This window comes from Rhizobium sp. Root491, from assembly GCF_001427205.1.
Classification (GTDB): Bacteria; Pseudomonadota; Alphaproteobacteria; order Rhizobiales; family Rhizobiaceae; genus Agrobacterium; species Agrobacterium tumefaciens.
In genome coordinates this window covers 636,431-653,944 of sequence record NZ_LMFF01000012.1, presented here as the reverse complement: position 1 = coordinate 653,944, position 17,514 = coordinate 636,431, and the positions used below count along the sequence as shown (strand labels likewise).

Annotated in this window: 16 protein-coding genes and 1 other RNA gene; 11 read left to right on the top strand and 6 right to left on the bottom strand. The window is 58.7% G+C overall.

What is annotated here, in order from left to right; translation table 11 throughout:
- Window positions 1–44: 44 nt before the first annotated feature.
- Window positions 45–1,910, bottom strand: coding sequence for a potassium/proton antiporter (locus ASD46_RS14095; RefSeq protein WP_035251577.1), 1,866 nt, complete (start codon window positions 1,908–1,910; stop codon window positions 45–47).
- Window positions 1,911–2,296: 386 nt separating this feature from the next.
- On the opposite strand from ASD46_RS14095, the gene ASD46_RS14085 reads away from it, so the two are divergent.
- A complete protein-coding gene (locus ASD46_RS14085) occupies window positions 2,297–2,563 on the top strand; it encodes a hypothetical protein (protein WP_003511410.1) in 267 nt (88 codons plus the stop codon).
- Window positions 2,564–2,763: 200 nt separating this feature from the next.
- Here ASD46_RS14085 and gap read toward each other — a convergent pair whose 3' ends face one another.
- Together gap and tkt are read right to left on the bottom strand one after the other, a co-directional pair.
- The gene (gene gap / locus ASD46_RS14080) at window positions 2,764–3,774 is read right to left on the bottom strand and encodes a type I glyceraldehyde-3-phosphate dehydrogenase (protein ID WP_003511409.1); all 1,011 of its coding nucleotides are present in this window, start codon (window positions 3,772–3,774) and stop codon (window positions 2,764–2,766) included.
- Between the two features lie 62 nt (window positions 3,775–3,836).
- A complete protein-coding gene (gene tkt, locus ASD46_RS14075; protein WP_003511408.1) occupies window positions 3,837–5,819 on the bottom strand; it encodes a transketolase in 1,983 nt (660 codons plus the stop codon).
- 324 nt (window positions 5,820–6,143) lie between these two features.
- On the opposite strand from tkt, the gene ASD46_RS14070 reads away from it, so the two are divergent.
- The 7 genes from ASD46_RS14070 (at window position 6,144) to ASD46_RS14040 (ending at window position 11,020) form a co-directional block, all read left to right on the top strand.
- Complete coding sequence (locus ASD46_RS14070) at window positions 6,144–6,416, top strand: DUF4164 domain-containing protein (protein ID WP_003511407.1); 273 nt, start codon at window positions 6,144–6,146, stop codon at window positions 6,414–6,416.
- Window positions 6,417–6,427: 11 nt separating this feature from the next.
- Window positions 6,428–6,805: a cell division protein ZapA gene (locus ASD46_RS14065; protein WP_003511406.1), complete on the top strand. Its 378-nt coding sequence runs from the start codon at window positions 6,428–6,430 to the stop codon at window positions 6,803–6,805.
- Between the two features lie 78 nt (window positions 6,806–6,883).
- Window positions 6,884–7,042: non-coding RNA, 6S RNA (gene ssrS, locus ASD46_RS14060), on the top strand.
- Window positions 7,043–7,276: 234 nt separating this feature from the next.
- Window positions 7,277–8,539, top strand: a complete 1,263-nt coding sequence (locus ASD46_RS14055; RefSeq protein ID WP_003511405.1) for a hemolysin family protein — start codon at window positions 7,277–7,279, stop codon at window positions 8,537–8,539.
- Entirely contained in the window at window positions 8,539–9,120 is a 582-nt protein-coding gene (locus ASD46_RS14050) for a 5-formyltetrahydrofolate cyclo-ligase (protein ID WP_003511404.1), read from the top strand. The genes ASD46_RS14055 and ASD46_RS14050 overlap by 1 nt, the downstream gene beginning before the upstream one ends.
- A gap of 105 nt (window positions 9,121–9,225) precedes the next feature.
- Window positions 9,226–10,050 (top strand): TIGR00282 family metallophosphoesterase, encoded by an 825-nt coding sequence (locus ASD46_RS14045; RefSeq protein ID WP_013761826.1) that lies wholly within the window; start codon window positions 9,226–9,228, stop codon window positions 10,048–10,050.
- Between the two features lie 127 nt (window positions 10,051–10,177).
- Window positions 10,178–11,020: an MBL fold metallo-hydrolase gene (locus ASD46_RS14040; RefSeq protein WP_035251509.1), complete on the top strand. Its 843-nt coding sequence runs from the start codon at window positions 10,178–10,180 to the stop codon at window positions 11,018–11,020.
- A gap of 38 nt (window positions 11,021–11,058) precedes the next feature.
- On the opposite strand, the gene ASD46_RS14035 is transcribed toward ASD46_RS14040, so the two are convergent.
- The gene (locus tag ASD46_RS14035; protein WP_003511401.1) at window positions 11,059–11,562 is read right to left on the bottom strand and encodes a pyridoxamine 5'-phosphate oxidase family protein; all 504 of its coding nucleotides are present in this window, start codon (window positions 11,560–11,562) and stop codon (window positions 11,059–11,061) included.
- A gap of 200 nt (window positions 11,563–11,762) precedes the next feature.
- On the opposite strand from ASD46_RS14035, the gene ASD46_RS14025 reads away from it, so the two are divergent.
- A complete protein-coding gene (locus ASD46_RS14025) occupies window positions 11,763–12,509 on the top strand; it encodes a YebC/PmpR family DNA-binding transcriptional regulator (protein ID WP_003497595.1) in 747 nt (248 codons plus the stop codon).
- A gap of 54 nt (window positions 12,510–12,563) precedes the next feature.
- On the opposite strand, the gene ASD46_RS14020 is transcribed toward ASD46_RS14025, so the two are convergent.
- Both ASD46_RS14020 and ASD46_RS14015 read right to left on the bottom strand, forming a co-directional pair.
- Window positions 12,564–13,565: an LLM class flavin-dependent oxidoreductase gene (locus ASD46_RS14020; RefSeq protein WP_060642479.1), complete on the bottom strand. Its 1,002-nt coding sequence runs from the start codon at window positions 13,563–13,565 to the stop codon at window positions 12,564–12,566.
- A gap of 132 nt (window positions 13,566–13,697) precedes the next feature.
- Window positions 13,698–16,007, bottom strand: a complete 2,310-nt coding sequence (locus tag ASD46_RS14015; RefSeq protein WP_035251502.1) for a methyl-accepting chemotaxis protein — start codon at window positions 16,005–16,007, stop codon at window positions 13,698–13,700.
- Window positions 16,008–16,255: 248 nt separating this feature from the next.
- Here ASD46_RS14015 and ruvC point away from each other — a divergent pair, with 248 nt between their 5' ends.
- Window positions 16,256–16,768, top strand: coding sequence for a crossover junction endodeoxyribonuclease RuvC (gene ruvC / locus ASD46_RS14010; protein ID WP_003511398.1), 513 nt, complete (start codon window positions 16,256–16,258; stop codon window positions 16,766–16,768).
- 31 nt (window positions 16,769–16,799) lie between these two features.
- Window positions 16,800–17,417, top strand: coding sequence for a Holliday junction branch migration protein RuvA (ruvA, locus tag ASD46_RS14005; protein ID WP_003511397.1), 618 nt, complete (start codon window positions 16,800–16,802; stop codon window positions 17,415–17,417).
- Window positions 17,418–17,514: the final 97 nt, after the last annotated feature.

The following is a 17,514-nucleotide window of genomic DNA, read 5'->3' as shown; positions in this document are numbered from 1 at the left end:
GTTCGGGACGGACCATACTATGCCTGATTGCCGACGCAAGCCGGTCAGGCCTCATTTTCTCTTGCCTCGTCTGAAGGCGCGGAAATGCCCTTGCCGGCAGCGGTGGAGCCCGACTGGCGCCGCTGCGCCAGATAAGCGCGCACGCGGCGGAGAATTTCCGAAAAGCTGATAAAGATCGGCAGGCCGATAGCCGGTTCGACCGGCTCAAGCGAAATTCCGATCCCGGTAATCGCCTCATGTTCGTCCAGCGCCCGAACGATGAGAACAATAGAACCGAGGCGCACCCGGTCGGCATAATCTGCCTTGCCGGAAAGGCGCGCCTCGATCAGTTCCGCGATGCTCATGGCATGCTCGTTTGCCGAAATAAGGCCGGGGCCGTAGGCGGCGTCAAGCTCCGTGGCCGGACGCGCGGGAGAGATTGCAAAGATCCCGAAGAAATCGGCGTCGTCATCCGCAACCGGCAGGGCGCTTGCAAACAGCCGGTCGATCAGCCGCGTATAACCGGGCGCGATGAAAAGATAGACGAGATCATTTTCGCGCAGGCGCCCGGCATATTGGTAGCGAATGGATTTGCCGTCGCGCACGACGAGCGAGGGCATTGCCCAGCGGGGAATACGCTCGCCCTGCATGATGGCGCTGCCTTTGGCCACGCGGTATGAAATCAGTTCGTGATTGGCAGTGCCGGGAAGGTCCACTTCCAGTTTGTCGACATCACCCATGCGCGGCGGCACGATCAGTCCGAGCCGTGTTGCCACCGGCTTGATGGTCCAGCCTTGCAGCAGAAGCGACACGAGCACGATGATGAAGGCGGCATTGAAATAGATTTGCGCATCGTCCAGGCCGCCAAGAATGGGCATGATGGCAAGCAGGATGGAAACCGCTCCACGAAGGCCCACCCATGCCACGAAGGAGGTTTCCTGCTGGGTATAGTTGAAGGGCATGAGGCTGAGCCACACCGCAAGCGGGCGGGCGACAAAGATCAGGAAAAGCGCAAGCAGCACGGCCGGAATAGCAATCGCTGGAAATTGCGATGGCGTTGCCAGAAGGCCGAGCATCAGGAACATGATGATCTGGGCAAGCCAGGTCAGCCCTTCATGGAAACGGCGGATGGTCTCCTTGGCAAAAATCCGGCGGTTGCCGGCAACGATGCCCGCCACATAGACCGCAAGAAATCCACTGCCGCCAACAGCGCCGGTGAAGGAGAAGACCAGCAGGGCAAGAGCCAGCACGAAGATCGGCGCCAGCCCGCGGTCGGCAGCGAAACGGTTGACGACTGTTGCGATCATGACGCCGCCGAGCAGGCCGAAAATAACACCGAGACCCATTTCCTCGACGAACAGCAGCAGGAAGCCGGTGTCGATGCCGGCCAGTCCCTGTCCCTTGGCGATGATCTCGACCAGCGCGACGGTGAGGAAAATCGCCATGGGATCATTGGTGCCGGATTCGACCTCAAGCGTTGAGCGGACCTGATCGCGGATATGAATGCCGCCGATGCGCAAGAGAAAGAATACGGCTGCCGCATCCGTAGAGGCGACGATGGCGCCGAGCAGCAGGCCTTCCAGCCACGACAGTCCGAGCAACAGGGCGGCAGCGCCTGCGAAAAACACGGATGTGAGGATGACGCCGACGGTGGCGAGGGCGACGGCGGGGGCTGCCGAAAGCCGGAAGGATTGTATCGACGTACCGAAACCGGAATCGAAAAGGATTACGGCGAGAACGAGCGAGCCGAGCATATAGGCGAGCGGATTGTTGGTGAACTGGATACCGAGGCCATCCACGCCTGCCGCAAGGCCAATCATCAGGAAGAGCAGCAGGAGCGGTGCGCCGAACCGGAAGGCGATGAGGCTTGAGAACGCTGCGACGAGAACCAGAACAGTTGCCACCAGCAACAGAAGATAAAATGATTCCACGTCCACCGCCTCTTTCAAACCGCGCTGGCCGTCGCAATCAATGCCCTGCACGTTTGCAGTCAATGCGCCACGGGTTGCGGTCTGTCAGCGCTGTTGTGGGTGGCGATGAAAGGCGACGCAAGGCGGGGTGTATCGAATGATACGGCAGGGCCGAAGTGCATTGCGCACGACCGTTGTCCCTGTTCTTCTTGTCCGTTTCAAAGTGGACCAGACGAAGGCAGGAAATGGGATTTTTTTCGGCGCCCGGGCGAAACGTTCATGGCGTGTAGCGCTGTGGATGTTTCGCGCAAACAATTCGCGTGCCGGCGATTCGACGTAACATAGAGACAATGCAGCTACGTTAGTTGTCGCGTCCGAGTTGCTTTCACCATGACCGGAGCGATCGGATGAAACGGAAATCCATTACTATATTTATTGCCTTGCTGGCGGTCGGCCCAATTGTTTCGGGCTGTTCCAGCACGGAACAGACGGCTGAAAACATGGCCGCCCAACGCGAGCGTTGCCGGGTGTTTGGTTACCCTGAAGGTTCGCGTGATTTCGCTGACTGCATGATGAAGCTTTCCATGCAGCAAAGCGATTTGAGGCAACAGACTTTCGATACGATCTGGAGCGGTAGCAGTTCGGATCAGATTATCATCAACAACAAGAAATAACGGGTTGTGCAGTTCATCAGACTTGGTCGGCCTGGTCTCATGCGCCTCTTGCCGGGCGATGGTTTTCGATCCGAAGCGCCCCGCCTTGCTTCAGGATCGATGCCGGAGGGTCCCTCGTCCCGCCGGCAATTTTTTGGCAAAGAAAAACCGGCAGGATTGCGCCTGCCGGTTTTTCTTAATTCGCGAACCGTGGTGCCTGTTCAGATGGTCTTCGCAAATGCGACGGCCGTATCCGACATGCGGTTGGAGAAGCCCCACTCGTTGTCGTACCAGGAAAGAACGCGCACGAACTTGCCTTCCATGACCTTGGTCTGATCGATCGCGAAGATCGAGGAGTGGCTGTCGTGGTTGAAGTCGCGGGAGACCAAAGGCTCTTCGGTGTAGCCGAGAATGCCCTTCAGCTTGCCGTTGGAAGCGGACTTGATTGCTTCGTTGACTTCCTCAACCGTCGTGTCGCGCTTGGCGATGAACTTGAAATCGACGACCGAAACGTTCGGGGTCGGAACGCGGATCGACGTGCCGTCCAGCTTGCCCTTGAGGTGCGGCAGAACGAGGCCAACGGCCTTGGCTGCACCCGTCGAGGTCGGGATCATGGAAAGGGCTGCGGCGCGGGCGCGGTACAGATCCTTGTGCATGGTGTCCAGCGTCGGCTGGTCGCCCGTGTAGGAGTGGATCGTCGTCATGAAGCCGTGATCGATGCCAACGACGTCATCGAGAACCTTCACAACTGGCACGAGGCAGTTAGTGGTGCAGGACGCGTTGGAAATGACCAGATGGTCTTTCGTCAGCTGATCGTCGTTGACGCCGAAGACGACCGTGAGGTCAGCGCCGTCAGCAGGAGCGGAAACGATGACGCGCTTCGCGCCAGCCGTCAGGTGGGCAGCGGCCTTGTCGCGGGCGGTGAAGATGCCGGTGCACTCGAGCGCGATGTCGACACCCAGTTCCTTGTGCGGCAGCGTTGCCGGATCGCGAACGGCCGTAACCTTGATCGGCTTGCCGCCGCCAACGATGATCGTGTCGCCTTCGACCTTCACATCTGCCGGGAACTTGCCGTGGATCGAATCGTAGCGCAGCAGGTGGGCGTTGGTTTCAACCGGGCCGAGGTCGTTGATGGCAACGACTTCGATATCGGTGCGGCCGGATTCGACGATGGCACGCAGAACATTGCGGCCGATGCGGCCAAAGCCGTTAATGGCAACTTTTACAGTCATTTATAGTCTCCCGAACAAGATATGTGCTTGGTCTTTGCGGAATGTGAGGGCTTGGGAAGCCCTCATGCAAGTTTTGCCTCGACTGCGGCGACGACAGCTTCCGCCGTGATGCCGAAGTGCTTGAAGAGATCCTTCGCCGGCGCGGACGCACCAAAGGAATGCATGCCGACGAAAGCGCCGTCGGAGCCGATGAAGTAATCCCAGCCCTGGCGAATGGCGGCTTCCACCGCAATTTTGACCGGAGCCTTGCCGATGATGGCGTTGCGGTAGGTTTCCGGCTGCTCCTTGAATAGCTCGAAGCAGGGAACGGAAACGACGCGGGCGGAAACGCCCTTGTCCTTCAGCGTCGCTGCGGCCTTGAGCGCTACTTCCACTTCCGAGCCGGATGCAAAGATCGAAACCTTGGCATCGCTTGCGGATACGAGTTCGTAGGCGCCGTAAGCGGAAAGGTTCTTTTCTTCGTATTCCTTGCGCGAAGGCGCAAGGTTCTGGCGGGTGAGCGCCAGTGCCGAAGGACGATGCTTCTGCTCAAGCGCCAGCTGCCAGCATTCCGCCGTCTCGGTTTCATCCGCCGGGCGGAAGACGAGCAGGTTCGGGATGGCGCGCAGCGCGGCGATCTGCTCCACCGGCTGGTGAGTCGGGCCGTCTTCGCCGACGCCGATGGAATCATGCGTCAGAACGTGGACGACGCGGATGCCCATCAGGGCAGCCAGACGGATCGACGGACGGCAATAGTCCGAGAAGATCAGGAAGCCGCCGGCATAGGGAATGAGACCGCCATGCAGTGCGATACCGTTCATCGCTGCTGCCATGCCGTGTTCGCGGATGCCGTAATGCAGGTACCGGCCGGAGAAGTCCGTCGGCGTGATGGACTTCATCTGGCTGGTCTTGGTGTTGTTGGACGGCGTCAGGTCGGCCGAGCCGCCGATCATTTCCGGCAGGATGCCGTTGATGACTTCGAGCGCATCTTCGGACGCCTTGCGGGTGGCGACGGTCGGGTTATTCTCGATGATCTTCTTCTTGAAGGCATCGATCGCGCTGTCGAAGTTGCCGGGCAGATCGCCGGCGAAGCGGCGCTTGAATTCGGCCTTCTTGCCGGCTTCGGTGGCTTCGAGACGGGCTTCCCAGTCCTGACGGGTCTTGGTGGAGCGCAGGCCGGCGAGACGCCATGCATCCAGCACGTCTTCCGGAATGACGAAAGCTTCGGCTTCCCAGTTGAGGCTCTTGCGGGCGGCGGCGATTTCTTCGGCGCCCAGCGGGTTGCCGTGAACCTTGTGGGTGCCCTGCTTGTTTGGTGCGCCGAAACCGATCACGGTCTTGCAGGCGATGAAGGTCGGGCGGTCGGATTTATGTGCAGCTTCGATCGCGGCGGCAATCGCATCCGGATCATGGCCGTCGACGCGTATGGTGTTCCAGTGAACAGCCTGGAAGCGGGCGATCTGGTCGGTGCTGTCGGAAAGGCCAACTTCACCGTCGATGGTGATGTTGTTGTCATCCCAGAAGAGAACGAGCTTGTTAAGCTTCAGGTGGCCGGCGAGCGCGATGGCTTCATGGCTGATGCCTTCCATGAGGCAGCCGTCGCCACACAGCACATATGTGAAGTGGTTCTGCAGATCGGAGCCGAATTCTTCTTCCAGCTTGCGTTCGGCGATTGCCATGCCAACGGCGTTGGCGATGCCCTGGCCGAGCGGGCCGGTCGTCGTTTCGATGCCGGTCGCGTGGCCATATTCGGGATGGCCGGCAGTCTTGGAGCCGAACTGACGGAAACGCTTGATCTCGTCGATCGTCATGTCCTCGTAGCCCGTCAAATAGAGCAGCGAGTAAAGCAACATCGAACCATGGCCCGCAGACAGCACGAAGCGGTCACGATCCGGCCACAGCGAGCTCTTGGGATCGAACTTCAAAAAGCGGGTAAAAAGAACAGTGGCGACATCAGCTGCGCCCATCGGCAGGCCGGGATGGCCGGAGTTGGCCTTCTCTACTGCATCCATGGCAAGAAAGCGGATTGCATTGGCCATCCGGTCGTGTTTGTCGCGAGAAATCATGGCTTTTCCGTCTGTTTCCGGGTGAAGGGAGATAGTTTTACGCAACTATCCAAAAAGCGGGTTGATCCATAGCAGGTGAGGCAGGCAAGTCAATAAATCCACGGGCAATTGCGGTTCTCTCAAGGATAAAAATCGTTTAGCAAAACGGGTGTCTCGAGAAAAATCGTGCGATATGTGTCGCCGTTTCCTCGTTCATCCACAGAGCAAAACGCCTCAATGCACTGGTTTGATTGACGTGATGATAAATCGGGTAATAACCTCTTGGATGTTGAAAAGGCCTGAAACCGGACGATTCGGCCGGTTACTTGCGAGTTGGAAAAAACGATGTCGGCTGAGAAGACCGTACAATCTGCGGTGACGGAGCTGAGCGCTGCCATCACAAATCTCGAAAATGCCATCGATATGCGTATCGAACGGCAAAGGGAGACGGGCGAAATCGATAACGAGGTCAAGCGGGTCCATGTCGATCGCGCAAGGCTCGCGCACGAGCTGGACCAGGCCGAGTTTCGCGCCAATCGTCTCGAAGAAGTCAACCGCGAGGTTTCCCGCCGTCTGGTGACGGCGATGGAGACGATTCGCGCGGTGCTGGATCGATAGGGAGCGGTTTCATGGCGCAAGTTACTGTTATGATCGACGGCAAGGCCTACCGCATGGCTTGCGAGGCAGGGCAGGAAGAGCACCTGACCGATCTCGCTACCCGTTTTGACCGTTATGTGGGGCATCTAAAGAGCCAGTTCGGCGAAATCGGTGATCTGCGCTTGACCGTCATGTCGGGTATCATGGTGATGGACGAACTTTCCGAGCTCAACCGCAAGATCGAAAAGCTTGAGGGGGAAATAGCGTCCCTTTCTCGCAACCGCGACGGTATGGCCGAACACAAGGCAAGATCGGACGAGATGGTTGCCGTTGCCATCAGCGATCTGGCCGACCGTCTGAACGGTATTACCGAAAAACTCCTGGCGCGGCCAAAGCCTGCGGCGCATTGATCGCCGGCAAAGCTTTCCAGCAACAAAATTCGTTCTTGGCCCTCTGGTGGTTTGGTTGGATACGTCCTATATCTAAGAGGCGTTCTGCGCTTCCCGACAGGAACCACAATCCCTGGGGCCATACTCGATCCAAAGGGAGCTGTCCCTGGCCAGTCCCGTGGGGCTGGACACATGGCGCCCACCTACATTTGTAGGCACCCAGGATCGTAAATCTCCATCGGTCGCCGTGGATCGCACTTGAAGTTTCGGGTCACTCCCCGATTCTTCTTCTGACTCTCATAGTGTCGACAGTTATTTTTCATTGCTGCCGGAGACGGCTTTTTTATGCTGCTGTCATTGCAATGGCGGAACAATTCCCTATTATCTCAATTGGTATGTCTGTCATGCCCTTTTTTTTGAAAGAGGGCGCTGCGGCCAAAACCGCGACGTGCCGTTCAACAGCCCAAAGAGCTAAACTTGTTTACTGAAATTATGATCGTGGTCCTGCTCACCGTATTGAACGGTGTGCTTGCCATGTCCGAGCTTGCCGTTGTCTCCTCCAGACCGGCGAGGCTCAAAGTGCTTGCCGCGCACGGCAGCAAGGGCGCCACGATGGCGCTCGGTCTTTCCGAAAATCCCGGACGCTTTCTTTCCACGGTGCAGATCGGCATCACTCTGGTCGGCGTTCTCTCCGGTGCGTTTTCCGGTGCCACCCTCGGCGCACGGTTCACGGCATGGCTGTCGGTGCAGGGCGTCCCCGATCGGGTTGCCGATGCGTTGGGCGTGGGCTCCGTGGTCGTCGCCATCACCTATCTGTCGCTGATCGTAGGCGAACTGGTGCCGAAGCAGATTGCGCTGCGCGATCCGGAAAAGATCGCTGCCCGTGTTGCACCCACCATGGTGATGCTCTCCAAGGTCGGCGCGCCACTGGTCTGGTTTCTCGACAAATCCGGTAAAGCCATCCTTGCGCTTCTCGGCCATAGCGGCACGTCCAATGCATCGGTCACGGATGACGAAATCCGCACGGTTCTGGCGGAAGCTCATAGCGCCGGCGTCATCGAAACCGAGGAATCGGCGATGATCACCAGCGTCATGCGCCTTGCCGACCGTAATGCCCGTGGCCTGATGACGCCGCGCCGCGACGTGGAAGTCGTCGATATTGAAGACAGTGCGGAAGAAATCCGTGTTCAGCTTCGGGAAACGCAGCGTTCCCGCCTGCCCGTGCGCAACGGCGCCTCCGATGAAATTCTGGGCGTGCTTTTCGCCAAGGACGCTTTCGATGCGCTGGCATCCGGCAAGGAGCTGAACGTGCGCGAGCTTCTGCGCGAAGTTCCCGTCGTCTCGGATCTGACGAGTGCTGTCGATGTCATCCAGTCATTGCGCCGCTCCACCGTGCATATGGTGCTGGTCTATGACGAATACGGCCATTTCGAAGGTATCGTCAGCTCTGGCGACGTTCTGGAAGCAATCACAGGTGCCTTCCAGGAAGACAATGACGAGGAGCCGGCGATCGTCGAGCGCGAGGACGGTTCGTTCCTCGTTGCCGGCTGGATGCCCGCCGATGAGTTCGCTTACCGCATGGGCTTCCAGATCGACGAAGACGCCGAGTTCGAGACCGTTGCCGGTCTGGTGCTTGACGAGTTCCGTCGCCTGCCGGAACTGGGCGAACACATCACCCGCAACGGCTGGCGTTTTGAGGTCATAGACCTTGATGGACACCGTATCGACAAGGTGCTCGTGAGCCGGGCTGCCTGATGTCTGGCGACATCGCCGAAAAAGCAAGGCTGCGCGGCGAAAGGCTTGCCGCGCGTGATGCGTTGCCACAAGCCGAGCGTCAGCAAAAAAGCGAGGCGATGACGGCATATGGTGCATCTGCCATTCCGTTCTCGCCAGGTGCCGTTATTTCCGGTTTCATGCCCATCCGTTCAGAGGCCGATATTCGGCCGCTGATGGAGGCACTGCGGACAAGAGGCGGGCGCCTCGCCCTTCCCGTTGTGCTGAACCGGGAGACCATCGTTTTCCGCGCCTTTGATGCGGATGCACCGCTGGTGAAGACGGGCTTCGGCACGACCGGTCCGGCAGAGGACGCAGAAGTTCTCGATCCGGATATTCTGCTCGTCCCGCTTTCCGTCTTTGACGGGCAGGGTCAGCGTATCGGTTATGGCGCGGGTCATTATGATCGCGCTATTGCGAGATTGCACGGCAAAGGCCGAGCGCCCGTTCTCATCGGCGTCGCATTTGATTGTCAGGAAGTGCCATCCGTGCCGGCGGAGCCGCATGACGTGCCGCTTCAGGCGGTTCTGACGGAGAGTGGCCTGCGCTGGTTTTCGGCTTAGCCGTTGATGACCGATGGGAAAAAGGCGCTTTAGCACTTTTTAAAAGATGGATTACCCGTTAGAGGGGACGGAATTTAGGAACATGCGCAAGATCGGGGCGGGTGAATGAGGCTTCTTTTTCTCGGAGATATGGTTGGCAAGACCGGACGCACGGCTGTCTGGGACAGGTTGCCCGGGCTTGTTTCCGATCTGAAGCTCGATTTCGTCATCGTTAATGGCGAAAACGCCGCCGGTGGTTTCGGCATCACCGAGGATATCTATCTCGAAACCATCAATGCCGGTGCGGATGTGGTGACGACCGGCAACCATGTCTGGGACCAGAAGGAGGCCGTTTCCTTCTGCGAGCGCCATGACCAGTTCCTGCGGCCAGCCAATTATCCCGATGGTACGCCGGGCAAGGGCTCGGGCATTTTTTACGCCCGCAACGGCGCGCGTGTGCTTGTCGCCAACATCATGGGCCGGGTCTTCATGCATCCGGAACTGGACGATCCCTTCAAATCGGCGGAGAACATTCTCGCTGCCTGCCCGCTGAAGGAGCAGGCCGACGCCATCATCTTCGATTTCCACGCGGAAGCGACGAGCGAAAAACAGTGTTTCGGTCATTTCGTTGATGGACGTGCAAGCTTCGTCGTCGGCACCCACACCCATGTTCCGACTGCTGACGCCCAGATCTTGAACGGTGGCACGGCCTATATGTCGGACGCCGGCATGTGCGGTGACTACGACAGCTCGCTTGGCATGGAAAAGGAAGAGCCGATCAACCGCTTCATTTCCAAAATGCCGAAGGGCCGTTTCGAAGCCGCCAGTGGACCTGCGACGATCTGCGGCGTCGGCGTCGAGATTTCCGACCGGACCGGCCTTGCGGAAAAGATCGCACCGCTGCGAATTGGCCCGAGGCTCTCCGAAACCCTCCCGTCCTTCTGGGCGTGAGCTTTCGGCTTCTAGCGCTCATCACCCGTTCACAATGACGAGATCGTGAGCGTTCCGCCGCTGTTGGCGCTGGACGCCCTGCAAAACCTGCCTCATCTTCCTTTCTTCGCAAGTTCGAGGGAGTGGCATGATGCTGCGCGTGCTAATGCTTGCAATGGCCGGACTGGTTGCGTGCGCGGGAGCGGCCTTTTCCCAGGCTGGAAGCCGCCCTCCCGTTAGCCAGTGCCAGGCAATCGCCCGCAACATTCCCGGCGTCATGTTCGCCAGCTTCAAACCGGCAGGTGCCCAGCTGGCGCAGGCCACGGCTAAGGAAGAGGTGAAGATCAGCTTCATCGGCCATTCCACCTATCTCATCGAAAGTCCTGGCGGCGTGACGATCGCCACAGATTATAATGGTGTCTATCGCCCACCGGTCACGCCGACAGTGGTGACGATGAACCGGGCGCATATGACGCATTTCACTCTCAGTCCGGATCCGGCCATTCAGCATGTGCTGCACGGTTGGAGCGATACGCCCGGAGACAAGGCCGAGCACAAGCTTCTGGTCGGTGATGTCTATATCCGCAACGTCGCGACTGACATTCGCAACCGCTGGGGCGATTACGAATCCTTTCAGGAAAACGGCAATTCCATTTTCATCTTCGAGGTTGCGGGGCTGTGTATCGGCCATCTCGGCCATCTGCATCACGAACTGACGGACAAGCATTATGCCGAAATCGGTCGTCTGGATGTGCTGATGGTTCCAGTGGATGGTGGTTTGACGATGGGGGCCGACAGCATGAGCCGCGTGGTCAAGCGCCTGCGCTCCGCACTGATCTTGCCCATGCACCGCACTGGGCCTCCGTTGGAGCAGTTTCTGACGATGTTTGGGGAAAGCTTCCAGATTGCCTACGCAAAAGATGCGATCATCCGGGTCTCAATGAGAAACCTTCCCCGCCAGCCGCAGATACTGGTGCCTAAAGGCATGTAGTAAAGCGACCGGCGAGGAAAGTCGGGGGAGTCGGTATCTCAGGCGAAGGCGAGGTGCTGGCGAACGCCGACATCAGGCATTTTATCGTCGGACATATTGGCCTTGGCGATTTCCCAGCCGAATTTTAGCGTGCTGTCAGTCGAGGCCCAGATTTCCGCATCGTCAACATGCAGCGCCAGCATCGTCAGTTGCGGATCGCTCTTACCGTGCTCGTACCATGCTGCGGTGACAGAGTTCCAGTATTCTTCGATCTTTGTCCTGTCGTCGCGCGCCTCGAGCACACCCGAGAGGCAGGCGTGATAATCATGGTCCTTGCCGACGACACAAAAATGAGCCCGCGAACCCGGCTTCAGCGTTTTGACGAGATCGGTGTCTTTCTTGGAGAAAAACCAGATCGTGTTGGTCTTGGGGTCGGCGTGCGGTGCCATCGGCTGCATATGATTGTGCAGGCCCTCGAGGCCAAGCATGCCGGCATGGACCGAATTGACCTCATCCCAGAGCTGGCGGGCAGGGTTTTCTCTTGCTTCAGTCAGGCTGACCATGTGTTTCCTCCGTTGGGTTTGCTGCGGCGATCGGGAGGGTGAAAAATGTCCCGCTCTTCCGCTTTCATTGTCAAAACGAAAAGCGGATAAATCAGTTCCTTATATTCTTGCGGCCAAGAGAAAGCGCTTGCGGGCTTGAACGGCGGGCATATCGCACTTATAAGGCCCGCAATCTCCAAATTAAGACAATCAGGTTTTCCATGGCTGGTCATTCACAGTTCAAGAACATCATGCACCGCAAGGGCAAGCAGGACTCCGTTCGGTCCAAAATGTTTTCCAAGCTTGCGCGTGAAATCACCGTTGCGGCAAAGGCGGGCATGCCCGACCCGAACATGAACGCGCGCCTGCGCCTGGCAATTCAGAACGCCAAGGCCCAGTCCATGCCGAAGGACAATATCGAGCGCGCGATCAAGAAAGCTTCCGGTGCAGACAGCGAAAACTACGATGAGGTCCGTTACGAGGGTTACGGCCCGGGTGGCGTCGCCGTCGTCGTCGAGGCCTTGACCGACAACCGCAACCGCACCGCCTCCAACGTCCGCTCCATCTTCACCAAGGCTGGTGGCGCACTCGGCGAAACCGGATCAGTTTCCTTCTCCTTCGACCGCGTCGGTGAGATCACTTACAAGGCCGAAGTCGGCGATGCCGACAAGGTCATGGAAGCGGCTATCGAAGCTGGTGCCGACGATGTCGAATCTTCTGAGGACGGTCACACCATCATCTGCGGTTTCGAGGCGATGAACGAGGTTTCCAAGGCGCTGGAAGGCGTGCTCGGCGAAGCTGAAAGCGTCAAGGCCATCTGGAAGCCGCAGAACACGGTGCCGGTGGATGAGGAAAAGGCGCAGTCGCTGATGAAGCTCATCGACAATCTCGAAGACGATGACGACGTGCAGAGCGTCTATTCCAACTTCGAAGTTTCGGAAGAAATTCTCGCCAAGCTTTCCGCCTGACGGTTCAGATTTAAAAAAAAGCCCCGGCAGCGTCCTCGCTCCGGGGCTTTTTGTTTAGGCGGCCTTCCTGATGGAGGTCCGCACATCGGCGAAGATCTCCACGGATCGCAGCCGTTTTTCAATATTGTGGATCGGCATCGAGACGATCAGTTCGTCGGCCTGCGTTTCGGCGAGGAAGCCGTCGAGGTGGCGTCCGATTGTTTCAGGCGAGCCGACGGCGGCGAAACGCAAGGTATGTTCCACCGAAAAACGCTCCATCTCGTTCCAGTGGTCGTCCATGCTCTGAACCGGCTTGGGGAACGGGACGCGTACATTGCGGCGCAGGTTGACGAATTGCTGCTGTGACGAGGTGAAGAGATATTGCGCCTCCTCGTCGGTATCGGCGCCGACTCCCATCACTCCAACCATCACATAGGGCTTGTCCAGCGTCGCAGAGGGCTGGAAGCGCTCGCGATAGATATGGATCGCCTCCATCAGCATGTCAGGCGCAAAATGCGACGCAAAGGAATAGGGCAGGCCGAGTGCCGCTGCCAGATGCGCGCTATAGGTGCTTGAGCCAAGCAACCAGAGCGGCACGTGCGAATTCATGCCGGGCACGGCAAGGATCGCCTGATCCTGCTGGGGCTGGCCAAGGTACTGCTGGAGCTCGACGATGTCGTGCGGGAAGTTCTCCGCACCGGCATCAAGATTGCGGCGCAGCGCCCTTGCCGTCCGCATATCGGTTCCCGGCGCGCGGCCAAGTCCGAGATCGACCCGGCCAGGCAACAGTGCCGCCAGCGTGCCGAATTGTTCGGCAATGACGAGCGGGGAGTGGTTAGGCAGCATGATGCCGCCTGAACCGACGCGAATATGTTTCGTGGCGGCACCAACATGGGCGATCACGAGCGATGTGGCTGCGCTCGCAATACCAGGCATGCCATGGTGCTCCGCAAGCCAGATGCGGTTGTAACCGTGGTCTTCAGCCTTGATCGCCATGCGGCGAGAATTTTCAAGCGCCTGGCTGACGCTCTCGCCTTCGCCGATTGGCGAAAGGTCGAGAATGGAAAAGGGGATCATCCAACGCTCCTACACAAATTCTGTCTTTGATGCGGATGTAAGGCGCGTGTCCCGATTTACCATAGAAGTCGCGCAGAATTGAAGGATGGTTCAAAAAAATTGGGGCCTCGAAAGAGGCCCCTTTTCATTTTTTTAGCCCGCTCGACGGAATTGCCGGGTTTCGCGATGGTCTGGAGGTTGCCGGTCGGAAGCGAGCACGAATTGTCCGAGCCTGCCGTCCATCTCTCCCGCCTCGGAAGCGAGATTGTGAATGGCCGCCGTCGTCTCCTCCACCATGGCGGCGTTTTGCTGGGTCATGGTGTCGAGACTGGTGACGGTGCTGTTGATTTCAGCAAGCGTATGCGCCTCCTCGCGGGTGGATTCCATGATCTCTTCGATGCGGGAACTGATGGTCTGCACGTGCTTGCCGATGCCGGTTAGCGAGGCCCCCGCCTTTTCGACCAGTGCCACGCCGGTGGAAACCTCGTCGGTGGAGCGCTTCAGCAGGCTGGTGATTTCTTTTGCGGCGGCGGCCGAGCGTTGTGCCAGCTCGCGCACCTCCTGCGCCACAACGGCAAAACCCTTGCCGGCCTCGCCCGCACGCGCGGCTTCCACACCTGCGTTCAGGGCGAGAAGGTTGGTCTGGAAGGCGATTTCATCGATAACGCCGATGATCTGGTTGATCTGGCGCGACGAGGTCTGGATCGCTTCCATGGCGGCGATGGTCTGCTCCATGACGTGGCTGGACGCAGTGGCCTGCGTACTGGCGTCGCGGGCGATCCGTGTTGCCTGTTCGGCACGTTCGATCTGGTCGCGGACGGCTTCGGTGATTGCCTTGATGGCGCTTGCCGTCTCGGTAATGGAGGCGGCCTGCCGTTCAGTGCGCTCAGCGAGCTGGTCTGCACCTACCCGCATTTCCTCCGAGCCGCCGCGAACGGCGGCGGAATTGCCGCCGATGGCCTGCATGGTCTCGCTGAGCCTTGCAAGCGCCGTATTGAAGTTGTGGCGCAGACTTTCAAGATCGTCTGGGAAGACAGTCTCAATGCGATAGGCGAGATTGCCGCTTGCCAGTCGATCCAGCCCTTCGTCAAGAGAACGCACGACCATTTGCAGCGTGCCGGCCTCGGCCTCTCGTTCCGCAAGATGTGCGCGGCGTGCCGTTTCGGCTTCCTCGCGCGTGCGGGACGTGGTCGCTTCCATTTCCCGCTGCAAAATGAGTTTTTCGCGGAAACTGCCAAGCGCGCGCGCCATGCGGCCGATCTCGTCCTTGCGGTCCTGATTGCCGATCTCGGCATCGAGACGGCCTGCCGCCACTTCGCCGGTCAGCCCGGCCAGCTTCTCCAGCGGTGCGAACAGGCGCCGTGCAAAAAAGGCGGTTGCCGCGCACATCGCTGCCAGAACGCAAAGGCCGATGACGGCTAGCGTGCCGGCAATCGAAATGGAACCGGCGTTCAACTCACTGCGCAACATGCTTTCCACCGCGAGGTATTTTTCACCGGCAAACGAGAAGGCGCGGGCATAGGCATTGGCTTCGCCGTCCGGACGGTTGATCTTGGCGATCGTCATGCCGGACGTATTGAGTGCTTGTGCATGGAAGCCATAGATTGCCGGATTAAGGCTGACGAGACCGTTGCCGTCCACGCCCAGAACCTTGCCATCGGCGGAAACGATCGCGGATTGTTCGGAGCTGCCGGCGGAGATGCCTTTCGCGAGGATCTGGCTGAAGACCTCTTGTTTGACGCGGAAGAGAACGATGCCCTTGAACGCACCGAATTTGACTACCGGAATGCCGAAATAGATGCTGGCCTCTTTAGTCGCGGCGTCGATGCGCAGGCCGGAGAAACTCGTCTGCGCCACGTCGTTCACGGCTTTTCCTGCGTTGGTGGCTCCGCGCGCAAAAGCAGCCCCAAGGCCGCTATCCGCCCAGGCGCCACCCGTGACGGTTTCCCCGAAAGCCGGTCCTTTCAGATAGGAGTAATAAACCGTGCCGGCCGGATCGATGAAGAGAACATCGCTGAATGGGGTTCCCTTGAGGTAGCCGCCGATATCCGTCTGGGTTTTTTCATGGGTGGAATAATAAAAGCCGCTCGGATTTTCGGGCTTGATGAGCTTTTCTTTCTCTCCGTAGGGGTTTTCCTTGACGAAGACGCGTTGCAGTTCCGCCTTTGCGTCGCCGGAACTCTTCTGCACGGTGCCCCAGCCGCTGCGCATGGAAACTACCGCCATCTGCAGGGATTCGATCTTGGCGATGGAATCCGCCTGCGTTTCAAGCTGCTCAAGGCGTTCCTGCAGCATGTCGCCCCTGAAGACGAGAATGCTCTCCATGGATTTCGACGCCTGTTCCTCGAGAACGCCGCTGCTGCTTTGATAGCCGAGAAGCGTGAGAGCCCCGGTCGAGATCGTCATCAGCGCAAGGAAAATCACGAGCACTTTGGTGGATATGGAATGAAAACGGTTCAGCATGGCCGATGCAGCCCTCAATGCCGTATCACTTCCCGCACCATGCATTGATGGCGCCACCGGATGGCTGATATGGCGAAAATATTGCGCTGCGGATCATCATGTCCGCAGCTCCCCTTTTTTGATTTTGTGCGGGAACAATGCGGTACGCGGTTTAAGCAGAGGTAAATGCTGCACTGCAAATTTGATCAATGTTGTCGTTTTGTTCACTTATCGCTGGCAGGGTCGCAGCCGAAAAGATAGGGTGGCTTATGCAAAAGACGATTCGAATCATCGGTATCGACCCCGGGTTGCGGCGCACCGGATGGGGTGTCATCGAAACCTTCGGCAACAGCCTTCGGTTTGTCGCTTCCGGCACTGTGACATCGGATGGTGATATGGATCTCGCCTCCCGCCTGTGCCAGCTGCATGATGGGCTGGCGGATACCGTTCACAGCTATCAGCCCGATGAGGCGGCGGTGGAGCAGACGTTCGTGAACAAGGATGCTGTCGCCACGCTGAAGCTCGGTCAGGCGCGCGGCATTGCCATGCTGGTTCCGGCGCGGGCAGGGTTGCCTGTTTTCGAGTATGCGCCGAACGCGGTCAAAAAAGCCGTCATAGGTGTTGGGCACGGCGAAAAGCAGCAAATCCACATGATGCTGAAAATCCTGATGCCGAAAGCAGAATTCAAGGGTAACGATGCGGCGGACGCCTTGGCGATCGCAATCTGCCACGCCCATAATCGCGGCGGCGACAGGATGGCGCGGCTATTGGCGGCCGGTTGAATATTGAAGTCTCATTGCAGCGGGCGGCATCATGATCGGAAAACTTAAAGGCACCATCGAGGAAATCGGTACGGATTACGTGCTGGTGGATGTGCACGGCGTTTGTTACGTCGCCTATTGCTCGGCGCGCACACTCTCAAAAATAGGTTCCGCTGGTGAAGCGGTCGTCCTCTTCATCGAAACCTATGTGCGCGAAGACCAGTTGAGGCTGTTCGGCTTTTTGTCCGCACTTGAGCGGGAATGGTTCAATCTCCTGCAGAGCGTGCAGGGGGTCGGTTCGAAAGTGGCGCTGGCCGTCTTGTCTACCCTGTCGCCTTCTGAACTCGCCAATGCGATAGCGCTGCAGGACAAGGTGATGATTTCGCGTGCGCCGGGCGTAGGGCCGAAGGTGGCGGTGCGCCTCGTTACCGAGCTTCGCAACAAGGCGCCTGCCTTTGCAGGAGAAGCTTCGGCTTCCATCGGGCTCAAGCAGGAACTTGGCGAGGGTGTCGCCTCCGCGCCGGTGGCGGATGCCGTGTCGGCGCTCACCAATCTCGGCTATTCACGCGATCAGGCCGCAAATGCCGTTGCGGCAGCGCTGAAGAACGGCGGGGAGGGCGGCGACAGCGCCAAACTCATCCGGCTCGGCCTGCGCGAACTTTCACGCTAAGCTGCGCGCAGCAAGCGAACGAAGCCGGGTGCGATGCTGAATTTCGTGAAGCGCCTTCGTGCGACAGTCGTGATATAGCGGCGAAGACCATCTCTTG

Excerpts from the sequence above, each read along its gene's own strand:
- ASD46_RS14085 (WP_003511410.1), top strand. The coding sequence starts at position 2,297 with ATGAAACGGAAATCCATTACTATATTTATTGCCTTGCTGGCGGTCGGC.
- gap (WP_003511409.1), bottom strand. The coding sequence starts at position 3,774 with ATGACTGTAAAAGTTGCCATTAACGGCTTTGGCCGCATCGGCCGCAAT.
- tkt (WP_003511408.1), bottom strand. The coding sequence starts at position 5,819 with ATGATTTCTCGCGACAAACACGACCGGATGGCCAATGCAATCCGCTTT.
- ASD46_RS14070 (WP_003511407.1), top strand. The coding sequence starts at position 6,144 with ATGTCGGCTGAGAAGACCGTACAATCTGCGGTGACGGAGCTGAGCGCT.
- ASD46_RS14065 (WP_003511406.1), top strand. The coding sequence starts at position 6,428 with ATGGCGCAAGTTACTGTTATGATCGACGGCAAGGCCTACCGCATGGCT.
- ASD46_RS14055 (WP_003511405.1), top strand. The coding sequence starts at position 7,277 with ATGATCGTGGTCCTGCTCACCGTATTGAACGGTGTGCTTGCCATGTCC.
- ASD46_RS14050 (WP_003511404.1), top strand. The coding sequence starts at position 8,539 with ATGTCTGGCGACATCGCCGAAAAAGCAAGGCTGCGCGGCGAAAGGCTT.
- ASD46_RS14045 (WP_013761826.1), top strand. The coding sequence starts at position 9,226 with ATGAGGCTTCTTTTTCTCGGAGATATGGTTGGCAAGACCGGACGCACG.
- ASD46_RS14040 (WP_035251509.1), top strand. The coding sequence starts at position 10,178 with ATGATGCTGCGCGTGCTAATGCTTGCAATGGCCGGACTGGTTGCGTGC.
- ASD46_RS14035 (WP_003511401.1), bottom strand. The coding sequence starts at position 11,562 with ATGGTCAGCCTGACTGAAGCAAGAGAAAACCCTGCCCGCCAGCTCTGG.
- ASD46_RS14025 (WP_003497595.1), top strand. The coding sequence starts at position 11,763 with ATGGCTGGTCATTCACAGTTCAAGAACATCATGCACCGCAAGGGCAAG.
- ASD46_RS14020 (WP_060642479.1), bottom strand. The coding sequence starts at position 13,565 with ATGATCCCCTTTTCCATTCTCGACCTTTCGCCAATCGGCGAAGGCGAG.
- ASD46_RS14015 (WP_035251502.1), bottom strand. The coding sequence starts at position 16,007 with ATGCTGAACCGTTTTCATTCCATATCCACCAAAGTGCTCGTGATTTTC.
- ruvC (WP_003511398.1), top strand. The coding sequence starts at position 16,256 with ATGCAAAAGACGATTCGAATCATCGGTATCGACCCCGGGTTGCGGCGC.
- ruvA (WP_003511397.1), top strand. The coding sequence starts at position 16,800 with ATGATCGGAAAACTTAAAGGCACCATCGAGGAAATCGGTACGGATTAC.